Origin of the sequence: Enterococcus sp. DIV1096b (assembly GCF_050498765.1) — a bacterium.
Classification (GTDB): Bacteria; Bacillota; Bacilli; order Lactobacillales; family Enterococcaceae; genus Enterococcus_D; species Enterococcus_D entomosocium.
Map to the genome: position 1 here is coordinate 475,613 of NZ_JBMHEK010000001.1, position 18,504 is coordinate 494,116.

Genomic DNA, 18,504 nt, shown 5'->3' on the forward strand with positions numbered 1-18,504 from the left:
GAAAAGCAACACAATGTGCTCGGCACATTGTGTTGCTTTCATTGAGAGGACTATTGTAATGGGCTTTTGAGTAACAAGACACCATGAGTAGGAACCTCAGCATCGGCAATTGTTTGTTCTTTTTGTTGCCATAACTCAGTGCCGCTTTTAATTGGTAGTAAAGCAGCGATCGATTTTGGGATGGTTTGCGTTTGATCAGAAACATTGAAAATGGCATAGTAGACTGCTGTGTCGCTCAACGCCTCCCAAATGATCCACTCTTGATCACGATAGAACTCTTTTTTCGTATAAATTCTTCGATACATTTCTAAGACTTCAGTATTCGTCAATAAACGTAAGGTAAAGAGATCGATGTCTGGTAAAGTACCACCAAACATCAATGGAGATTGGAAGATCGTCCATAAACTCATCAATAAGTATTGCTCGTCTTCCGTAAAACGTGTCCAGCTGTCACCACCGCCTCCATCAACTGCTCGAATGCCGATATGACCCAACGGTAGCATATCACAGTCAGGCCAGTTACCTGGACGAACGAAAGGTGCCCACTCTGCTGCTCGGTCAAACATGGCGTAAAGGGCGTCCCAATGATCCCAAAAGTCATCCGTCAAGCGCCACATATTGGCATGATTTTGAAAGAAACTACCATTTTTGAGGGCAGCTGGTCCGGGAGACAAAGAAAGGACGATCTCTCGACCGGATCGATCGATTGCACGGCGAATCGCTTTGATTTCTGCTTTATGGGCATCACCGTAAATTTTCGAATCGCCGATATCATCCACCTTTATAAAGTCAACACCCCAAGAAGCATATAATTCGAGCAAAGAATCATAATAAAGCTGTCCTTCAGGCAATGAAACATCGACCCCATACATATCGGAATTCCAAGGGCAGATTGAATTCATAGCAATGTCCCGTGCCCGTTTATCCGTTCCTTTGATCGGCGTATTTTGATGAACTGCTTGTCGTGGAATGCCGCGCATGATATGGATACCAAACTTCAGCCCTTTTTGATGCAGATAGTCACCAAGTTTTTTGAAACCAGCGCCATCTTTTGCTGAAGGGAAACGGTTCTCAGCAGGAATCAAGCGAGAATAGTCGTCCATACACAACGGATAAAAATCATTGTACCTTGTAGACTTTGCTTCTGGTTCGCTCCATTGAATATCCACGACGACATACTCCCAACCATAAGCTTTCAAATGCTCTGCCATAAAATCGGCATGGGCGATCACTTCTGCTTCGGTCACAGAAGCGCCATAGCAGTCCCAAGAATTCCATCCCATTGGGGGTGTTTGTGCAAAATGTAAAAAAGACATCGATTTCCTCCTAGTACGTTTTTCTTATAGTATAGTAAGCAATAAAAAAGAGAGGGAAAGTTTTGTCTACTAGAAATAAAAAAGAAAGAAATCGTCAACGAATGAAAAAGGAGTTGATCAATGGTGTTTCCACAAGAAACAAACTATGCGAAGATTACAGCATACTATAGTGTTGCCCTTGAGCGTTTTTCCATGGATCCACATCAACACCCAGCGTGTGAGATCATGTTTGTGACCAAAGGGAAGTGTAAGATAAAGGTGCAAGATCAAGTAATTGTTCTGGAAAGAAATGATTTCGTTTTCATAAACGCGTTTGTGGAACACGCCTTACTCGTTGAAGGAGATTCCTGCACCTTACTGAATATTGAATTTCTTCTGAGTGAGACACCGTCCGGCCTTTGTGTTCGTGATGTTTTTGCATACATCAAAGGAAATGTACAATTGAATGAGCCTTACGCGAAAAGTCGCGATGTCCGCCAATTTGGACAAGCGATCAAGTCATTGCTGCAGCTGCTAATGATCGATGATACTCAAGAGCAACCGTCTGCTGAACGGCAATTTACGATCGAGCTCTTGTTTAAGCGGATGTTGATGGAATTAGCCTTTTCATTACGTACGAAAGAAACCAAACGGGGCAATTGCTATGTGAACGCTGCGGTCAACTATATTCAACAGCATTTTGATGAAGATATTCAAGTCTCCCAAATCGCAGCGGCTGTGGGGATTACGAAAGCCTACTTGCATAAACTCTTTCATGAGCAACTGGGAGTGACGGTCAACCATTTTCTCACCAGTGAGCGTCTGAAGCAGGCAGCATTTTTACTAAGCAATAGTCAGCTGCCAATCGTCGAAATTGCCGCTCAAGCAGGATTCAACAGTAGGCAGCACTTTACCAATACCTTTAAACAGAAAAAAGGCATGAGTCCTAAAGTTTATCGTCAAATCTACACCCATCAAATCAAAGAAGAAGCAGGACAACATATATTAGGGGAACATACAGCTTTTTTAAGAATGAAGTAAAGACAGATAGTTAGAAAGTGTGAAGCGATTGAAGATAAAAATGAAACTTATGGTAACGATCATTATTGCGAATGTCGTTACTTCGTCACTGATCATTCTCTTTTTTTCTAATACCGCGAATAAGATCATTGATAAAAATATGGAGATCCAAGCGAAAGAGATCGAGGTCTCTATTTTACGTAATATCCATACGATCAGTACGGATCTTAATCATATCAATTATAAATTGATTATGGATGGCTACGACACGTTGAAAGAGGCCAGTGAACAACCACGGATTACGAGAGACACCTTTGAGAGCATCAAACTGACCATGGAATTGAAGGAGATCGTGGAACCATTGTATCAATTTCAACCTTATTTGCTGGGAATGGCGATTTATTCCAAAGAAAATCGGTTGATGTCGTTTGGGTTAGTTGATCCAGTTGTTGAAGAAACGTTGATTGGTTACACCAATGAGGCCGCTTATGCAAGAGAAATTGATGATTCGACTGTTTATATCAAAAATGAAATCAAAGTCGGGCAAGTAGTCCTAGGGCACTTGGTGGGATTTCTTCATACAAGCGAGTTTCTTAATGATCAATTAGAAAACCTCCCAGCTGGGACGCAGATCGCCTTGTTAGATCAAAAGCAAACGGTGCTTGCTGAAGTTGGCACCATTGATGAAGACCAAGCCAATTTGTATGAGAAATCATTCTATAGTGAAGAAGTCGAAGCGTGGTTTCATCTCCATCTCCCCAAAAAACCATTTTTGGGACCGTTGACACAGAATTTGCGACTGATGATTTTCCTGTGTATCGTGATCGTCAGCATGAGTATTTTTGTGGCTACGCTGATTATATTAAAACTGTCGAAACGAATCGATCAATTAAACCAAGCAATGGAGCGGGTCAAGAATAAGGACTTATCGACCACTGTTGAGATTCAAGGAAATGACGAATTAAAACAAATGAGTATAGTCTTTAATTCGATGGTTGCCAATATCAATACTTTAATGGAAGAAAATAAAGCCAGAGAAAAAGAGAAAAAAGAAATTGAAATCGACTTTCTACAAGCTCAAATCAACCCCCATTTTCTGTCCAATACGCTAAACTCGATTACCTGGATGGCTGAATTACAACAGGCTAACAATATTGCCCATCTTTCGAAATCACTTGTATCATTGTTGCATGCCACGATGTATAAGGGACAAGACTTGATTCCTTTGTCTGAAGAAGTAGCCCATGTCAAAAGCTATGTGTCCATCCAAAAAGTTGCCTATATTGATAGCTTTGATGTTCATTGGGCGCTTGATCCAGCGATTTTATCTTGCCGTATCCTTCGATTTATTTTGCAACCCATTGTTGAAAATAGCATTTTGCACAATTTTGTTGGAACGAATAGCGAAAAAGGGCAAATAAAAATAAGTGGAGAAAAAAAGGGAGATAAGCTTTGTTTAATGGTTGAAGATAATGGCAATGGACTAACAGAAGAAGCGATAAAACAGATAAACGAGCGAGAAAAAAGCAATGGAAAACACTATTCGAAAATTGGTATCCATAATATCGATAAACGAATCAAGCTCTACTATGGTCCAGACTATGGGATCACATATGAAACAGAGTTAGGGGTTTACACCCGAGTCATTATTGAGCTTCCTATGATTGGAGAAAAAGACGATGAAGAAAATAGCCCTCTTAGATGATGAGTTGATTTCACGCAACAAAATAAGTACTATTTTACAAAATTTCCCTCAATTTGAAATTGTACTCAGTACGGCAAATCCTTACGAGTTGTTAAATTATTTGGAGATTTATTCTGTAGATCTCATTTTTTTAGACATGAATATGCCAATTATGAATGGCTTAGCCTTTTTAGAACAATTGGAACTGATCGATCGCACGACTAAAGTGATCGTGATGAGTGGCTACGCCGACTTTAATTATGCGAGTGGTAGCATGAAATATGGGGTCGTTGACTATCTTTTGAAACATGAATTGAGCGAGGAAGTGATTTCGGAAGCGCTGAAAAAAATCAATTTTTTTACAGACGAGCCAATGGCTGCGCCTGCTTACGAGACACCCTCTCTACGAGACTTTTTTCATGGAAATACAAGCTTCTTGATGCAACAGTATCCGCATTTTGTAACTGAAAAAATGGTAGGACTTGTTATGATACCTATCTCTATCAGCAAAAATGTTTGGGACAAAGAAAAGTATAAACGAAAAGTGAGCGCTGTTTTAGAGCAATTGATTTTAGACACAAAGAAAGAAACCATAGAAATGCTCTCTTTCGTGACTGATGATGGGAAGCTTTTTATGCTTTACTCGTTTGCAAAAATCAAATCCTATAAAGCGATCAATGATTACTTGGAAACGATCAAAACCAAGTGCTACCATGCTGCTAAGCGCTTACTAGATGTTGAACTTTTTCTCCTGCGATCCCCAGTAAGCAATCAACTGTCGGAGGTATTAGAACTATTTAAGAGCGATGAACGAATCTCAGATTTACTCTTTTTTTCACGTCCGAATGAGTTGCTGCATTTTTCAAGCCAAGAATGCAGTAAAAACGTCTTTCAACAGCATGAGATCGCTTTGTATCTGAAAAAAATCTATTTTTATACCAAATACATCGAACCAGAAAACATCGAATATTATAGTAAAAAACTGTTTGAGTATATAAGAGAAAAACGGGTCGCACGTTCGCTGGCCTTAGAGCTAATTGCACAAATTGATTTTCAAATCAGTTTAGCGATGAGTAATAGCTTTAGACAGCCGATGGAAACGATGATTCAAATCAATTATTATCAACAGTTCGATACGTTACTAAGAATCGAAGCAGATTTTTTTGAAGCCATTTCATTAAGTGTAAAAAATTTCCAAAAAGAAGTCTTTAAGCCTGTTGACGAGCCGGTAAAAAAATGTATTCTTTATCTTCATCAACACTTCAAAGAACCGATCAGCTTGCAGACCTGCGCCGAAGCGATTGATTTAAATTATTCCTATTTAAGTAGGGTGTTTAAGCAGCAATGGGGACAGTCTTTTTCAAAATACTTGTCTGAGTTGCGGATCGATTATGCAAAATTATTGTTGAGTATCTCGTCTTGTAGTGTCAATGAAGTCGCAAGGCAAAGCGGATTTGCGAACTATAATTATTTTTTCCGTGTTTTTAAAGAACGTGTAGGAATCTCTCCATATCAGTTTAACCGCAACATTATGGACTATGAATGAAGCGAATCATGTAAAAATGGTTGGCGAGTAAAAAAAAGAGAGTAGAAGTAAAAATTGTTAATAAAAGCGTTTTCATTTTCGACGTTATACTTAGTGTAACAAGAGTGAAAGGGATGAGAAAATGAAAAAATTAGGTTTGGTGTTTTGTTCCGCAGCATTGATCGGATTGCTCTCTGGATGCGGGGGAGGATCTTCAAGTGAGGGAGATGGAGAGTCGTCAAGCAACCAGTTAAATGTGTTAGTGGTAAAGCATGGCTTGACGCAAAAGAACAAAGATATTGAGTGGTTGAACAAACTAGAAGAAGAACTTGAGCTGACCATAAAGTGGGAGGAAGTTTCCGCTGATTGGGATCAGAAAAAAGCCCCAATGTTGGCTTCTGGAGATATTCCCGATTTGATTCTGGGACCAAATGTTGTGACGGATGCGGAATTTGCGAAGTTTCCTGGCTTGTTCACCGATTTATCTGATCACTTAGATGCCCTGCCAAATGTTCAAAAGATGTTTGAAGAAAAACCAGAAACAAAAGCACTTGCTACTCAACTGAATGGAGAGATCTATGGCTTACCAAAATACCAGCGTTTTTGGCCTAAATCTGCTTCTCGTCAATATATCAATCAAACGTGGCTGGACAATCTTGGGTTAGACGTACCTGAAACATGGGATGAACTATTCGAAGTGTTGGTCGCATTCAAAGAAAACGATGCGAATGGAGATGGGGATGCTAGCGATGAAATTCCAATGGATTGGAGTCCAGTTGGAACCGGCGGTTTTGGCTATTTCCAACCAATGCAGCTTTTAGCAAGTACGGGTATCGTTGTTTCAGAAGGAGGAAATACCGGCTACTTTGCTGAAAATGGACAGGTAGGCAACTTCTTTGTTGATGAGCGTTACAAAGAAACAGTGGAATTTTTGAACAAGTGCTGGGAAGCTGGCTTGATTAATCCTAAGGCTTTTTCTCAAGATTATAGTGCCTATCAGTCCACTGGTAGAGGAGAAGGCGAGACGGCAAAAGTCGGTTTTACTTGGGGCTGGGAAGCTTCAGACCGATTTGGTAATCAGTTAGCAGATCAATATACATCAATGGCACCATTGATTCAAAAAGCTGGAGTGGAACCGACATGGAGCTATGAAACCTCGCTTAATTATGGGGTAAACTTTGCCGTTGTTTCCTCTCAAACCAAAAATATGGACGGAGCCTTAAAATTCGTCAATGCGCTATACGATCCAGAAATCGGAATCCAAGCATTGTTTGGGTCATTGGGCACTAACATCGAAAAAGAGGGGGACACTTACCGCGTCTTGCCACCTGCGGATGAAAATGTCGATCCAGGGACATGGAAGTGGACAACAACTTGGGCGGACAATAGTCCAATGTATATTTCAGACGCTCTTGATGTCGAACTTGGCGCAGATATGAAAGCGAATGAGGTCCAAGATGAAGTGTTGCATCCTTACGTGGATAAAATCGTTCCTGAAGAACAAGTAGTACCATTCAATCTCTTGAAATTTAGTAATGAGGATGCCACAACACTAGCAAACAACAATACAACGATCCTCAATGAAGCAATGACAAAATTTGCTAAATGGGTGACAAAAGGTGGCATTGAAGATGAGTGGGAGCAATATGTCACAACCTTGCAAAATAGCGGCTTAGATCAAAATATCGAGATCGTTCAAAAAGGATTTGATCAATATTACGGGAATTAAGTGAGTGGTGAGGCTGGTCAGAGTTGAGTAAAGCAATCGCAAGTTCATGCTTGAATAACAAAGACCAGCCATTTACCTAAATCTATCAAAGGAGTGAAGATCATGGACACAGTTCTCGTGAAAAAAAATAATCGGTTACTTTCTCATTTCAGTCGACAATGGCAGCTATGGTTGATGGTTTTACCGGCATTAGCGATCATTTTGGTTTTTAATTACATACCAATGTATGGTATCCAACTAGCATTTCGGGAATTCGATTTTACGAAGGGACTCACTGGTGGCGAATTTGTCGGTTTCAAGTATTTCCAACAATTTTTCGAAAGCCCGATGTTCCAAACCGTGATAGTCAATACGTTGCGGATCAGTGTGACAACGCTGATTTTTGGGTTCATTGCTCCCATTTTATTGGCATTGATCATCAATCAAATCAGAAACCCTAAAAGAAAAAAAGTCATGCAAACTGCGGTTTATTTACCTCACTTCATTTCTACGGTCGTGATGGTAGGGATATTGCAAGTCTTTCTTTCACCAGAAACAGGTGTTTTAGTCAACCTCTTGAACTTGGATTCTTCTGTCAACTTAATGGGGAGCGACAGTACGTTCGTGCCCGTCTATGTCATTTCTGAGGTTTGGCAGCACTGTGGCTGGAACAGCATTATTTACTTAGCGGCACTTTCGAGTATCGATACGCAACTCTATGAATCAGCAGATATCGATGGCGCCAATCGTTTTCAAAAAATCCTCCATGTTGATATACCAGCATTAGTGCCAACGATGGTTATTTTGTTGATTATGAATATGGGTGGGGTTTTAAATGCTGGCTTTGAGAAGATTTTCCTGATGCAAAATAGTTTGAATTTGAGCGTCTCAGAAGTCATTTCTACGTATGTGTATAAAATTGGGATCTTAAACAGTCAATTTAGTTATTCAACAGCGATCGGGCTATTCAATAACATCATTAATTTTCTCTTTTTAGTTTTAGCAAATGGTCTTTCGAAAAAATACACGAACCGTAGTTTATGGTAAAGGGGTGGCTATATGAATCTATCACTAACAAACAAACCTAAATCAGATCTTCTTTTTAACCTAGCGATCATCATACTTTGCTTGAGTATCTTTTTGATTGTCGTCTATCCGCTCTTTTTTGTCGTCATCGCTTCAATTAGTGATTCCAACATGGTTTCTAAAGGATTAGTCACGCTCTTTCCTAGGAATATCAGCTTTTTTGGTTTTGAAAAAATTTTACAAGATGCTAGGATCTGGACGGGCTATCGCAATACCTTGATTTATACGTTAGGAGGAACGGCGGTCAATTTAATTTTTACTTTACCCGCAGCTTTTGCCTTATCAAGAAAGGAATTTAAACCTCGAAAACTTTTGATGTTTCTCTTTACCTTTACGATGTTTTTCAATGGTGGCTTGATCCCTACGTATTTACTTTATCGAGATGTGGGGTTGATCGATAGTATGTGGGTCTTTATTATTCCCTCGGCAGTCAATGTCTATAATTTGATCATTGCAAGAAGCTTTTTTGAGACAAGCATTCCGGATAGTCTCTATGAAGCAGCCGCTCTAGATGGTTGCTCCTATGCAAAATTTTTTGTTACTGTAGCACTACCGCTATCCAAAGCAGTCATTTCTGTGGTGGGTCTTTACTATTTGGTCCAACATTGGAACGATTTCTTTACAGGACTCGTATTTATTCGCGACTACGAAAAACAACCTTTACAGATCGTTCTGCGAGATATTTTACTATCAAATCAAGCATCTGCAGGTGGTGCGGGCGCTTTGGGTGATGGCTACGGACAACAATATGCAGATCAGATCAAATATGGCGCCATCATTGTTTCGACCTTACCGATTTTGGTGATCTATCCTTTCCTACAGAAATACTTTGATAAAGGAGTCATGATTGGTGCAATGAAAGGGTGAGTACATGAATAAGCTAGTCGATTTACATGTGAGCATTGGGAAAAAAGGCTTACTGTTATTTCTGTTGCATTGCTATTGGCTGCTGTTTACCTTATTCGGCTTAGTTCTTTTCGGACTATTGCCAGCAACCAATGCGGTTTACGAACTTTGCAATGATGAAAAATATCAAGAAGCAAATGCGATAAAATTGTTTCAGTCCTTTGCAAAAAGCTTTCGAAAAAACTTTTGGAGAATGAATCGATTAGGACTCTTTATACTTCCTTTAACAGCCCTTTTTTCGATTGACTTGATGCTAATGAGACACTATGTCTTTACCGAAGCCGATACAACCGTTTATTTGTTGATCCAACTTCTGATAGTGATTAGTCTCCTTTTTTTAGCCAATCTCTTTTGGTTTTTTCAACACGAACGAGCTTGGAAACCCATGCTTAAAAAAAGTTTGATTCTAATGCTTGGCAAACCTGGATTGACCGGTCAAATTTTCGTCCTTATGGTCGGGATCAGCTGTTGCTACTACCTACTACCGGGTTTATTCTTCGTATTTGGTGTTACACCGCTGGTTTATTTTCAACTTAATTTGTTTAAACAAAAAGATGCGTATGTCTTTTTACCTGAAAAAAAGCATACGACTGTCTAAGCTCGTACATTTACCATAAAATCTCAAAATAAAAGAATAGGAGAACGAAATGAAAGAATTCGCATTAAACAAGATCCAGCTCACGGACGAGTTTTGGCAAGGGTACCAAGAGCTTGTTCGCAAAGAAACGATTCCTTACCAATACCAAGTCCTAAATGATGAAATCGATGTAGATGTTCAAGCAGAACGGGAAGATCCTAATTTGCCAGCTGGGAAAAGCCATGCCTTGGCGAATTTTCGCATCGCTGCAGGGCAAATGGAAGGAGAACATTTTGGCTGGTTTTTCCAAGATAGCGATGTCTACAAATGGATCGAGTCGGCTGGGTATAGCTTGTTGAATACCAGCGATCCGCAATTGGAAAAGACAGTAGATGAAGTGATTGACTTAGTTGCTGCGGCGCAAGAAGCGGATGGCTACTTAAATACCTTCTTTCAATTGACTCGACCGAAGTTAAAATACCGTCAGTTGTATTTCAGTCATGAACTTTATTGTGCGGGGCATCTAGTCGAAGCGGCTATCGCTTATGATCAAGCAACAGGTAAGGATAAATTACTGACCGTGGCAGAGAAAAATATCGCCAATATTTGCACGTATTTTGGGCGGGAGCCTGGAAAAATTCAAGGTGCTGATGGCCATCAAGAGATCGAATTGGCTCTGGTGCGTTTGTATGAATACACCGGTAAACAAACCTATTTGACATTCGCTGATTTCTTTCTTGAAGTACGTGGGGAAGATCCTGCCTTTTACGAAAAAGAAATCTTGAAAAACCAAGCGGATGGCTTATCGGATGAAACGCCAAGGGTAGACCTCACCTATTTACAAGCCTACGATCAACCTAAAAAGCAGCATGAAGCCAAAGGTCATGCGGTACGAATGCTGTATATGGCAAGCGGGATGGCAAAAGTCGCCCAGCATACCCAAGATCAAGCATTAATCGACGCTTGTGAAGCGATTTGGGAAGACATCGCCTGTAAGAAAATGTATGTGACCGGTGGCGTCGGCTCAACCGTTCACGGGGAAGCCTTTGTCGGTCCCTATGATTTGCCAAATGATACGATGTATTGTGAAACCTGTGCAGCCATTGCATTGGTCCAATTTTCTTTTGAGCTGTTCAAACTAACCAATGAACCAAAATATTTAGCGACGATGGAACGAGCGTTGTATAATAGCGTCCTTTCTGGTGCGGCAATTGACGGCAAACACTTTTTCTACGTGAATCCTTTGGAGGTCAATCCCCAACGAGATCAAGAAAATCCTGGCAAAGGTCACGTCAAAGCCCAACGACCCGATTGGCTCGGTTGTGCGTGTTGTCCGCCCAATTTTGCACGGATGGTCGCATCGCTGCAGCGCTTGGTTTACACTTGCGATCAAGAGAAGCTTTACGTGAATTTATTTGTAGCAAGCCGTTTAGAAGAACCTGATCAATTTACGTTTGAACAAACGGGCGGGTTTCCTTTTACAGAGGACCTCACGATTCGCTATCAAGGCATTCCAAAGACGCTCATCATCCACAAACCTAACGGACTAAGTAAGTTTCAAATCGATAGTGAACACGAATGGCAGGAGACGAACGAGGCAATCATCTTTGAGGCAGTCGAAAACGTGACGGCCAATATCCGTTTTGAACAACCATTGCAAATCTTGCGTGCGAATCCTCAAGTTATTCAAGACATCAATCAAGTCGTATTGCAACGTGGCCCCTTCGTGTATTGCATAGAAGAAGCCGACAATGGTCAAGCACTCTGGCGTTGCCGCATCGACCCACAGGCGCTGGAGGCGACCTTTGCGAAAGAGGATACGTTGTTGCCAACTACTTTACGTTTGGCGATCAAAGGCTACCAAAGCGAAGAATGGTCGGGAACAACCCTTTACGAAGAACGAGCGGAAACGGTCATACCTCGTACGTGGCAACTGATCCCATACCATTTATGGGGCAATCGGGGCATAGGCGAAATGCGCGTTTGGCTGCCGCTCGTTGGAAAGGAGTAAGAAGTAAGCAGGGCCAAAGAGCTTCCCCAAAAGGAGGCTCTTTTTTTTCTAAACTCAACCTTCTTGGATTTGTTGCATGATTTCTTTAATTTGTTCCTATATTCCTATCTTTGAAAGCGTTATCGTTTTAGTGTAGGAATGTTGGCGGGTTTATGTAAAACAAGGAGGAAGAAGTGTGACAAGGAAAATCAGTAAAGTTGGCGTATCTTTGTTGGTATTGGCAGCGGCAACGGCAATCGGTGGCTGCACCCAAAGTGAGGCGAAGACAACTGGAAAAGTCGTTTACCAAGAAACAGCCAAAAGTACGTTGGAAAAAGCGATGGACAATCAACCGGAGTCGTCTTATTGGTTCCCAGAGGATTTGTTGGCATGGTCTTTTGAAAAAGATCCAGATGCGAAATATAATACCAGCGTTGTTCCATTAGCGCAGCGGGCAGCTAAAGAGACGTTGCCGAAGATGAATGACACGCAAACGGCAGAAACCAAAGTCGTAGCGCTTTCGATCATGAATAGCAGTACGAGCGGCAATGCACCACGAGGGATCAATACCTTTGATGCCAATGTCTTTTCTTATTGGCAATACATCGATCAATTGGTTTATTGGGGCGGCTCTTCTGGCGAAGGGATTATCGTACCACCAAGTCCTGATGTAACGGATGCTGCTCATAGGAATGGCGTGCCGGTTTTAGGAACGATCTTCTTTCCACAAACTGCCCATGGTGGGAAGTTGGAATGGCTAGATACGTTTTTAGCTAAGGATGAGGACGGCAATTTTCCGATCGTAGAAAAAATGATCGAAGTTGCCAATACGTATGGCTTTGATGGCTGGTTCATCAATCAAGAAACCGATACGGCGGTCACTAGTTTTGATGATGCAGCGGAAGGTGTCGAACAATCGGGGGCTGATGGTAAAGGACTAAATGAAAGCCACGCCAAAGCGATGCAAGAACTGATCGCCCAATTCAAAGAACAAGCCGACGAGCATTTAGAGATCATGTGGTATGATTCCATGACGAGTGATGGGAAAATGGATTGGCAAAACGCGTTGACGGATAAGAACAAAGCCTATTTAGTGGATGCAGAGATGAACCCATTGGCAGATAGTATGTTCTTGAATTTCTGGTGGACCACTGACAAATTGGCGGACAAAGAGCTGTTGAAGGCCTCCAATGAAAAAGCCCGTGAAATCGGTGTCGATCCTTACGATCTTTTTGCTGGGATCGATGTACAAGAAAATGGCTATGCAACGCCTGTGCGCTGGGATCTGTTTACGGATGAAAAAGGCGTTCCTTATACCTCATTGGGCCTGTATGTGCCTAGCTGGACCTATTCTTCTGCTAGTACGCCGGATGATTTCCAAAGCAAAGAGAATGCTTTTTGGGTCAATAACACGGGCGATCCTCGGGAAAGCCAGCTGCCAGAAGCGACAGAGTGGCCTGGAATCTCCACGTATGCCCTGGAACAGACCGCTATCACAGAGCTGCCTTTTGTGACGAATTTTAGTCTGGGTAATGGCTACAACTATTTTATCGACGGAGAAAAAGTGTCCAGCCGCAATTGGAACAACCGAAGCTTGCAAGCTGTTTTGCCGACCTATCGTTGGGTCTTTGATCATGGAAAAGATAATGATTTGGCTGTATCAATCAATTATGCGGATGCCTACAATGGCGGAAATGCACTGAAACTACGTGGACAGATGACAAAAGGCAGTACCAGTCACATGGCATTGTATCAGACAGCATTTCCTGTGACGAAAAAGACGAAGCTAACAACGACTGTCAAAGCAACGGTACCGACAACTCTTGATTTGGTCGTGACCTTAGCCGATGGTTCGACACAAACAATCAAAGGAGACAAAGAGGTCGCAACAGACTGGACGACGATCACCTACTCATTGAAAGACATCAAAGGAGAAGTGACAGCGATCGGTTATGACATAACCACGAAAGAAACCAGTGATGTCTATGAATTGAATTTAGGGCAATTAACGATCGGAGATCAGAAAGCGGAGAAATTCGCTGCCGAAGCATTGACGGTTGAGGATGTGCTCTTTGATGAGGAAGAGGGCAACTATGCGGGTGTCCGTTTAACGTGGGAAGCTGCCAAGGACAAGACAGCTGCGGTTTATGAGATCTACCAATTGAACGATGACGGCTCACGCTCTTTCTTAGCAGCTACGCCAGCAACCAACCACTATTTGAATGCCGTTGAACGTCCAAAAGGGACGAAAACCAAGTTCGCGGTGGTGGCAGTGGATCGCTATGGCAATCGTGGCAAGCTATCAGATACGGTGGAGATCACTTGGCCGAACAATCAGCTGCCAAAAGCGGCCTTTACAGCCTCTAGAACCTTGGCAGCACCGGGGGAAACGATTACCTTCACGAATACCTCATCTGCGAATGCTGAAGCATTCGAATGGACGTTTGAAGGCGGCGATATCACGAGCAGTACAGAAGAAAATCCCCAAGTGACCTATTCGGAACCAGGTACCTACAAAGTCACGCTTGTTGCCAAAAACGAAGCAGGAGAGACCCCTCTGGAAATGGCGGGATTGATCACGATTTCTGCTGATGCGCCGAAAGAGTTGCTGCTGCTTTCAAAAGATGCCGAAGCAACTGCTTCATCGTTTGTCAATGATGCCGAAGCACCGGCTTTTGCCCTCGATGGTGATTTGAGTACGAAGTGGTGTGCGACAGGCAATGCGCCTCATGAGTTGATGATCGATCTCGGTCGGCCACAAACGGTCAGTGAAGTACGCCTCGCTCATGCGGAGGCTGGTGGAGAAGGTCCAGACATGAATACGCGGGCGTATACGGTGCTCGTCAGTGAAGATGGCAAAGACTATGAGCCAGTTTCACGAACGTTGAAAAATGAAGCCGGCAATAGCACCAATACGTTTGCCGTCCAGAAGGTGCAATATGTAAAAATCAGTATCGATAAACCAACACAAGGAGCAGATTCGGCAGCCCGAATCTATGAAGTCGAAGTATACGGAATGGATAAATAGCGAAAAAGAGCAGGGCGTTAAACCTAAGAAGGGAAGCGTCTGAAGCATGCTTTTCTGAAAAATGACCAAACCCAAAAAGCCGTTGCGACCAATAAATGGTCACAACGGCTTTTGCTTTTTGCAAATAAGTTTAGCGTGACGTACGGCTGGCTGGATCTAAGCGGCGTTCAATAAAGCTCAATCCAAGATCCGTAATGATCGCCATCAAGGCAGTTGGTAAAGCACCGGCTAAGATGATCGATGCACCATCCGTCGCATTGGTTCCACGGATGATGATGTCCCCCAGTCCACCAGCACCAACGAAAGCCCCAATAGCGGTGATACCGATCGCCACGACTAAGGCGTTTCGAATCCCTGCCATGATCACCGAAACAGACAATGGCAATTCGATCATATACAATCGTTGCCAGCTAGTCATCCCCATCCCTTTGCCGACATCTAACGTATTGCGGTCGACTTGGCGCATGCCGGTATAGGTATTTTTGATGATCGGTAACAAAGAATAAAGGAAAATCGTTAAAATCACGACATTCACACCTAAGCCCATGCCGATCATTAAAATCGAGATCATCGCTAAAGATGGAATCGTCTGGATGATATTGGCGAAACGAATCACCCAATCTGCCAAACGCATTTTTTTAGAAATCAAGATCCCGATTGGAATCCCGACGATTGAGGCAAAAAGTACCCCGTAGATTGAAATCAAGAAGTGACGAATGAACTGGGCAAAAACATAGCCGCCATTTTCTTGAAAATAGAAAAGAAATTGTTGGAATAAATTCATGTCTGCCATTTCGTCACTCTCCTTCGAAGTAATTATTTTCTTCTAAGAAACGTTCGGCAACTACCGTTGGTTCTAGAAGGTCATTATCCACTTGGTAATTCAATTCTTGCATTTTTTCGGTATCAATTTTGCCTGCTAATTTGTTCAGGGCATCGCCGATTTCAGGTGTTTCTTTCAATAATTTGTCATCGACGATCGGTGCGGCATCATAAGGCGGGAAGAAGTTTAGATCATCTTCTAGCATCACGAGATCGTAACTGCCGATCCGGCCGTCGGTTGAGTACCCTAAAACGATATCCATTTTTCCGTTATCAACAGCATCATAGACGAGACCGATCTGCATCGGTAGGATATTTTGGAAAGAGAATCCATAGGCTTCCTGGAAGCCATCGTACCCATCGCCGACCCGTGTGATCCACGCGGTATCGACCCCTGCGACCAATTGATCTGCGACATCTTTCAAGTCACTGACTTTTTCCAATCCGTATTTTTCAGCAGTGTCTTTCCTGACAAGAAAGACATATGTGTTATCAAAGCCGTAAGATGGGAACCAAGTCTGTTGGTATCGTTTCTCAAATTCTGATTTGACTTTGTCAAAGGCGGCTTGCGGATCAGATTCTGGTTCCAACCCTAACGTAGTGGTCAAGTCAGTTCCTGTGTAGCGGGCAGCTGAGATCGACGCATCGCCATTCATCATCGCTTGGTGATTGATGGTCGTTGTTGCTAAGTTGTTAATGACGGTTGTGTTTTTATCCGTATAGTGTTCGACCATACCGGCAACCACCGCGCCAAGAATTTGGGCTTCGGAAGTGATCCCGCCTGTGATCGCCACGGTATTCTCATCAGAAGTCGATGCTAAACCGGGAAAGGAACAGCCAGACAGTAAAGCGACACTTAAGGAAAACAACAGCGCTAATTTTGAAGTTTTTTTCATTACGCATCCCCCCTTAAGGCAGCTGGTGTCAGTTTGTTTTCTAACAAACCCAGTAACCAGTCAGCTAATAAAGCAAAGATCGTCACTGGAATCGTCCCAGCAAAAATCAAAGGCGGTTGGTAGTTGTTTAGTCCGCTAAAGATCAAATCACCAAGTCCACCGGCACCGATGTAAGAAGCCAAGGTAGCCCAGGCTAAAACATACACGGCCGATAAGCGGATCCCTGCCATGATCGTTGGGATCGCTAGAGGTAATTCCACACTGATGATCGACTGCAAGTTGGTCATCCCCATCCCTTTGGCAACATCGCGGTAATTCCAATCGACTTTTTTCATTCCAATGTAGGTATTTCGCAAAATCGGCAACAAGGAATAAATGAAAAGAGCGACGATAGCAGGGACTTTTCCGACACCTAAAATCGGGATCATCAATGCCAATAGTGCCAAAGAAGGCACGGTTTGCAACGCACTGGTGATGCCGATCACGATCGTTGCTGCTTTGGGGAAACGGGTCAAGATCACACCGATCGGTACGGCAACAAGAATCCCTAAGAGCAAAGCCGCAAAGGAAATATACAAATGTTCAAGACTTTTGGTGACCAATTGGCCGCCATATTCATTAAAGAAGCTTTGCATGCGCTAGACCTCCTCAGTTTCTTCAGGTTTCGCCGACTCAATGGCTTCCATGATCGATGGCTCATCGCCCCAAATCACGTCATAAACGATATCAACTAAGGAAGCACGGGTCAAAATCCCAACTAAATGTTTGTCGGCATCTACTACTGGGACATATTTTAAGCCGCGTTTTAAGATGCGTTGCAAGGTATCCCGCAACAAGGCGGTTTCGCGAACGAAAAAGACATCTTTGTTCAAGATATCGCCGACACTAGTAACTTTGCCACGGTTGCGGTCGATGGATTCGACATCGATGTAGCCTTTTAGCACGTTGCTATTGTCGGTAACAAGCAAGGTATCGACCCGTTTTTCCCGCATCAAGTGAATCGCTTCTTGTATGGATTTTTCTGGTGTGATAGCGATCGGGGTATTTAACATTACGTCTTTGACTGGCGTCGTGTCAGGTTTTGCTTGTAACAAGCGGTCTTCACCGATCAATTCTTCCACAAACGGTGTTGCTGGGTGTTGCAGAATATTTTCTGGTGTATCAAATTGAATGACTTTTCCTTCACTCATGATCACGATACGGCTAGCAAGCTTCAATGCTTCGTCCATATCATGGGTAACGAAGACGACGGTTTTTCCAAGCCGTTCTTGCAAGTCTTTAACCAAATCTTGTAAGGAGTCACGAGTGATTGGGTCTAGTGCGCCAAAAGGCTCATCCATTAAAATGACATCTTGGTCAGCTGCCAAGGCACGGACAACACCGATCCGTTGCTGTTGCCCTCCAGACAATTCGTTGGGGTAACGGTCGAGCATTTCTCGTGGCAATTCCACTAAGTCGATCATGCGCTCGGCAGTTTTGTTGCGTTCTTCTTGGCTGACTTTTAACAATTTTTGAACCAATGTGATGTTTTCCCGAATCGTCATGTGAGGCATCAAACCGATGCTTTGGATCACATAGCCGATTTGACGGCGTAACTCCACTGGGTTGATCTCTGTAACGCTTTTTCCATTGATCAAGATTTTTCCTTTAGAAGGATCCGTCATACGGTTGATCATCCGCATACAAGTCGTCTTTCCGCTACCACTTGTCCCGATGAAGCAAATGAATTCGCCTTTTTCAAAGGAAAGATTCACATCTTCAACAGCGACTTTACCACCTTTGTAAATTTTGGATACCTGCTGAAACTCAATCATGATGTCACCTCTATTTTTATTTAAGCAATCTGAATAATGGCTTATAATCTGTACTAAGTATGCCGAAAAGTCACGTGTTATTCAAATAATCTGCCCATTTTTTTCATAATTGTATAGACAAAAACGAAAATAGCGCCATAAGCAAGTCCAAAT

Annotated in this window: 14 protein-coding genes; 9 read left to right on the forward strand and 5 right to left on the reverse strand. The window is 42.6% G+C overall.

The features are described 5' to 3' along the window. Positions 1–50: 50 nt before the first annotated feature. Positions 51–1,316, reverse strand: a complete 1,266-nt coding sequence (locus IGJ17_RS02235; RefSeq protein ID WP_429947016.1) for an alpha-galactosidase — start codon at positions 1,314–1,316, stop codon at positions 51–53. A 120-nt stretch (positions 1,317–1,436) separates the two neighbouring features. Here IGJ17_RS02235 and IGJ17_RS02240 point away from each other — a divergent pair, with 120 nt between their 5' ends. The 9 genes from IGJ17_RS02240 to IGJ17_RS02280 all read left to right on the forward strand — a co-directional run bounded on the left by IGJ17_RS02240 (position 1,437) and on the right by IGJ17_RS02280 (position 14,819). Beyond that, positions 1,437–2,336: a helix-turn-helix domain-containing protein gene (locus IGJ17_RS02240; protein ID WP_060792630.1), complete on the forward strand. Its 900-nt coding sequence runs from the start codon at positions 1,437–1,439 to the stop codon at positions 2,334–2,336. A 40-nt stretch (positions 2,337–2,376) separates the two neighbouring features. Next, positions 2,377–4,020: a sensor histidine kinase gene (locus IGJ17_RS02245; RefSeq protein WP_086294500.1), complete on the forward strand. Its 1,644-nt coding sequence runs from the start codon at positions 2,377–2,379 to the stop codon at positions 4,018–4,020. Beyond that, positions 3,995–5,545 (forward strand): response regulator transcription factor, encoded by a 1,551-nt coding sequence (locus IGJ17_RS02250; RefSeq protein WP_086299054.1) that lies wholly within the window; start codon positions 3,995–3,997, stop codon positions 5,543–5,545. Before IGJ17_RS02245 ends, IGJ17_RS02250 begins: the two co-directional genes overlap by 26 nt. A gap of 121 nt (positions 5,546–5,666) precedes the next feature. Then, positions 5,667–7,253, forward strand: coding sequence for an extracellular solute-binding protein (locus IGJ17_RS02255; protein WP_086299055.1), 1,587 nt, complete (start codon positions 5,667–5,669; stop codon positions 7,251–7,253). Between the two features lie 102 nt (positions 7,254–7,355). Further along, positions 7,356–8,279, forward strand: a complete 924-nt coding sequence (locus tag IGJ17_RS02260; RefSeq protein ID WP_016609626.1) for an ABC transporter permease — start codon at positions 7,356–7,358, stop codon at positions 8,277–8,279. A gap of 12 nt (positions 8,280–8,291) precedes the next feature. Continuing rightward, positions 8,292–9,185: a carbohydrate ABC transporter permease gene (locus IGJ17_RS02265; RefSeq protein WP_016609627.1), complete on the forward strand. Its 894-nt coding sequence runs from the start codon at positions 8,292–8,294 to the stop codon at positions 9,183–9,185. A 4-nt stretch (positions 9,186–9,189) separates the two neighbouring features. Further along, the gene (locus tag IGJ17_RS02270; RefSeq protein WP_086299056.1) at positions 9,190–9,822 is read left to right on the forward strand and encodes a DUF624 domain-containing protein; all 633 of its coding nucleotides are present in this window, start codon (positions 9,190–9,192) and stop codon (positions 9,820–9,822) included. A 49-nt stretch (positions 9,823–9,871) separates the two neighbouring features. Next, a complete protein-coding gene (locus IGJ17_RS02275) occupies positions 9,872–11,812 on the forward strand; it encodes a glycoside hydrolase family 127 protein (protein ID WP_086299057.1) in 1,941 nt (646 codons plus the stop codon). A 175-nt stretch (positions 11,813–11,987) separates the two neighbouring features. Then, complete coding sequence (locus tag IGJ17_RS02280; RefSeq protein WP_086299058.1) at positions 11,988–14,819, forward strand: endo-beta-N-acetylglucosaminidase; 2,832 nt, start codon at positions 11,988–11,990, stop codon at positions 14,817–14,819. Between the two features lie 130 nt (positions 14,820–14,949). Here the strand turns inward: IGJ17_RS02280 and IGJ17_RS02285 are convergent, their stop codons facing one another. Genes IGJ17_RS02285 through IGJ17_RS02300 form a run of 4 tightly spaced genes read right to left on the reverse strand, consistent with a single transcriptional unit; the run spans position 14,950 to position 18,351 of the window. After that, positions 14,950–15,612, reverse strand: coding sequence for an ABC transporter permease (locus IGJ17_RS02285; RefSeq protein WP_005227316.1), 663 nt, complete (start codon positions 15,610–15,612; stop codon positions 14,950–14,952). A gap of 4 nt (positions 15,613–15,616) precedes the next feature. Then, positions 15,617–16,537 (reverse strand): osmoprotectant ABC transporter substrate-binding protein, encoded by a 921-nt coding sequence (locus IGJ17_RS02290; protein WP_008376082.1) that lies wholly within the window; start codon positions 16,535–16,537, stop codon positions 15,617–15,619. After that, positions 16,537–17,172, reverse strand: a complete 636-nt coding sequence (locus IGJ17_RS02295) for an ABC transporter permease (protein ID WP_005227319.1) — start codon at positions 17,170–17,172, stop codon at positions 16,537–16,539. Before IGJ17_RS02295 ends, IGJ17_RS02290 begins: the two co-directional genes overlap by 1 nt. Positions 17,173–17,175: 3 nt before the next feature. Further along, positions 17,176–18,351: a betaine/proline/choline family ABC transporter ATP-binding protein gene (locus IGJ17_RS02300; protein WP_008376079.1), complete on the reverse strand. Its 1,176-nt coding sequence runs from the start codon at positions 18,349–18,351 to the stop codon at positions 17,176–17,178. Between the last annotated feature and the right edge of the window lie 153 nt (positions 18,352–18,504).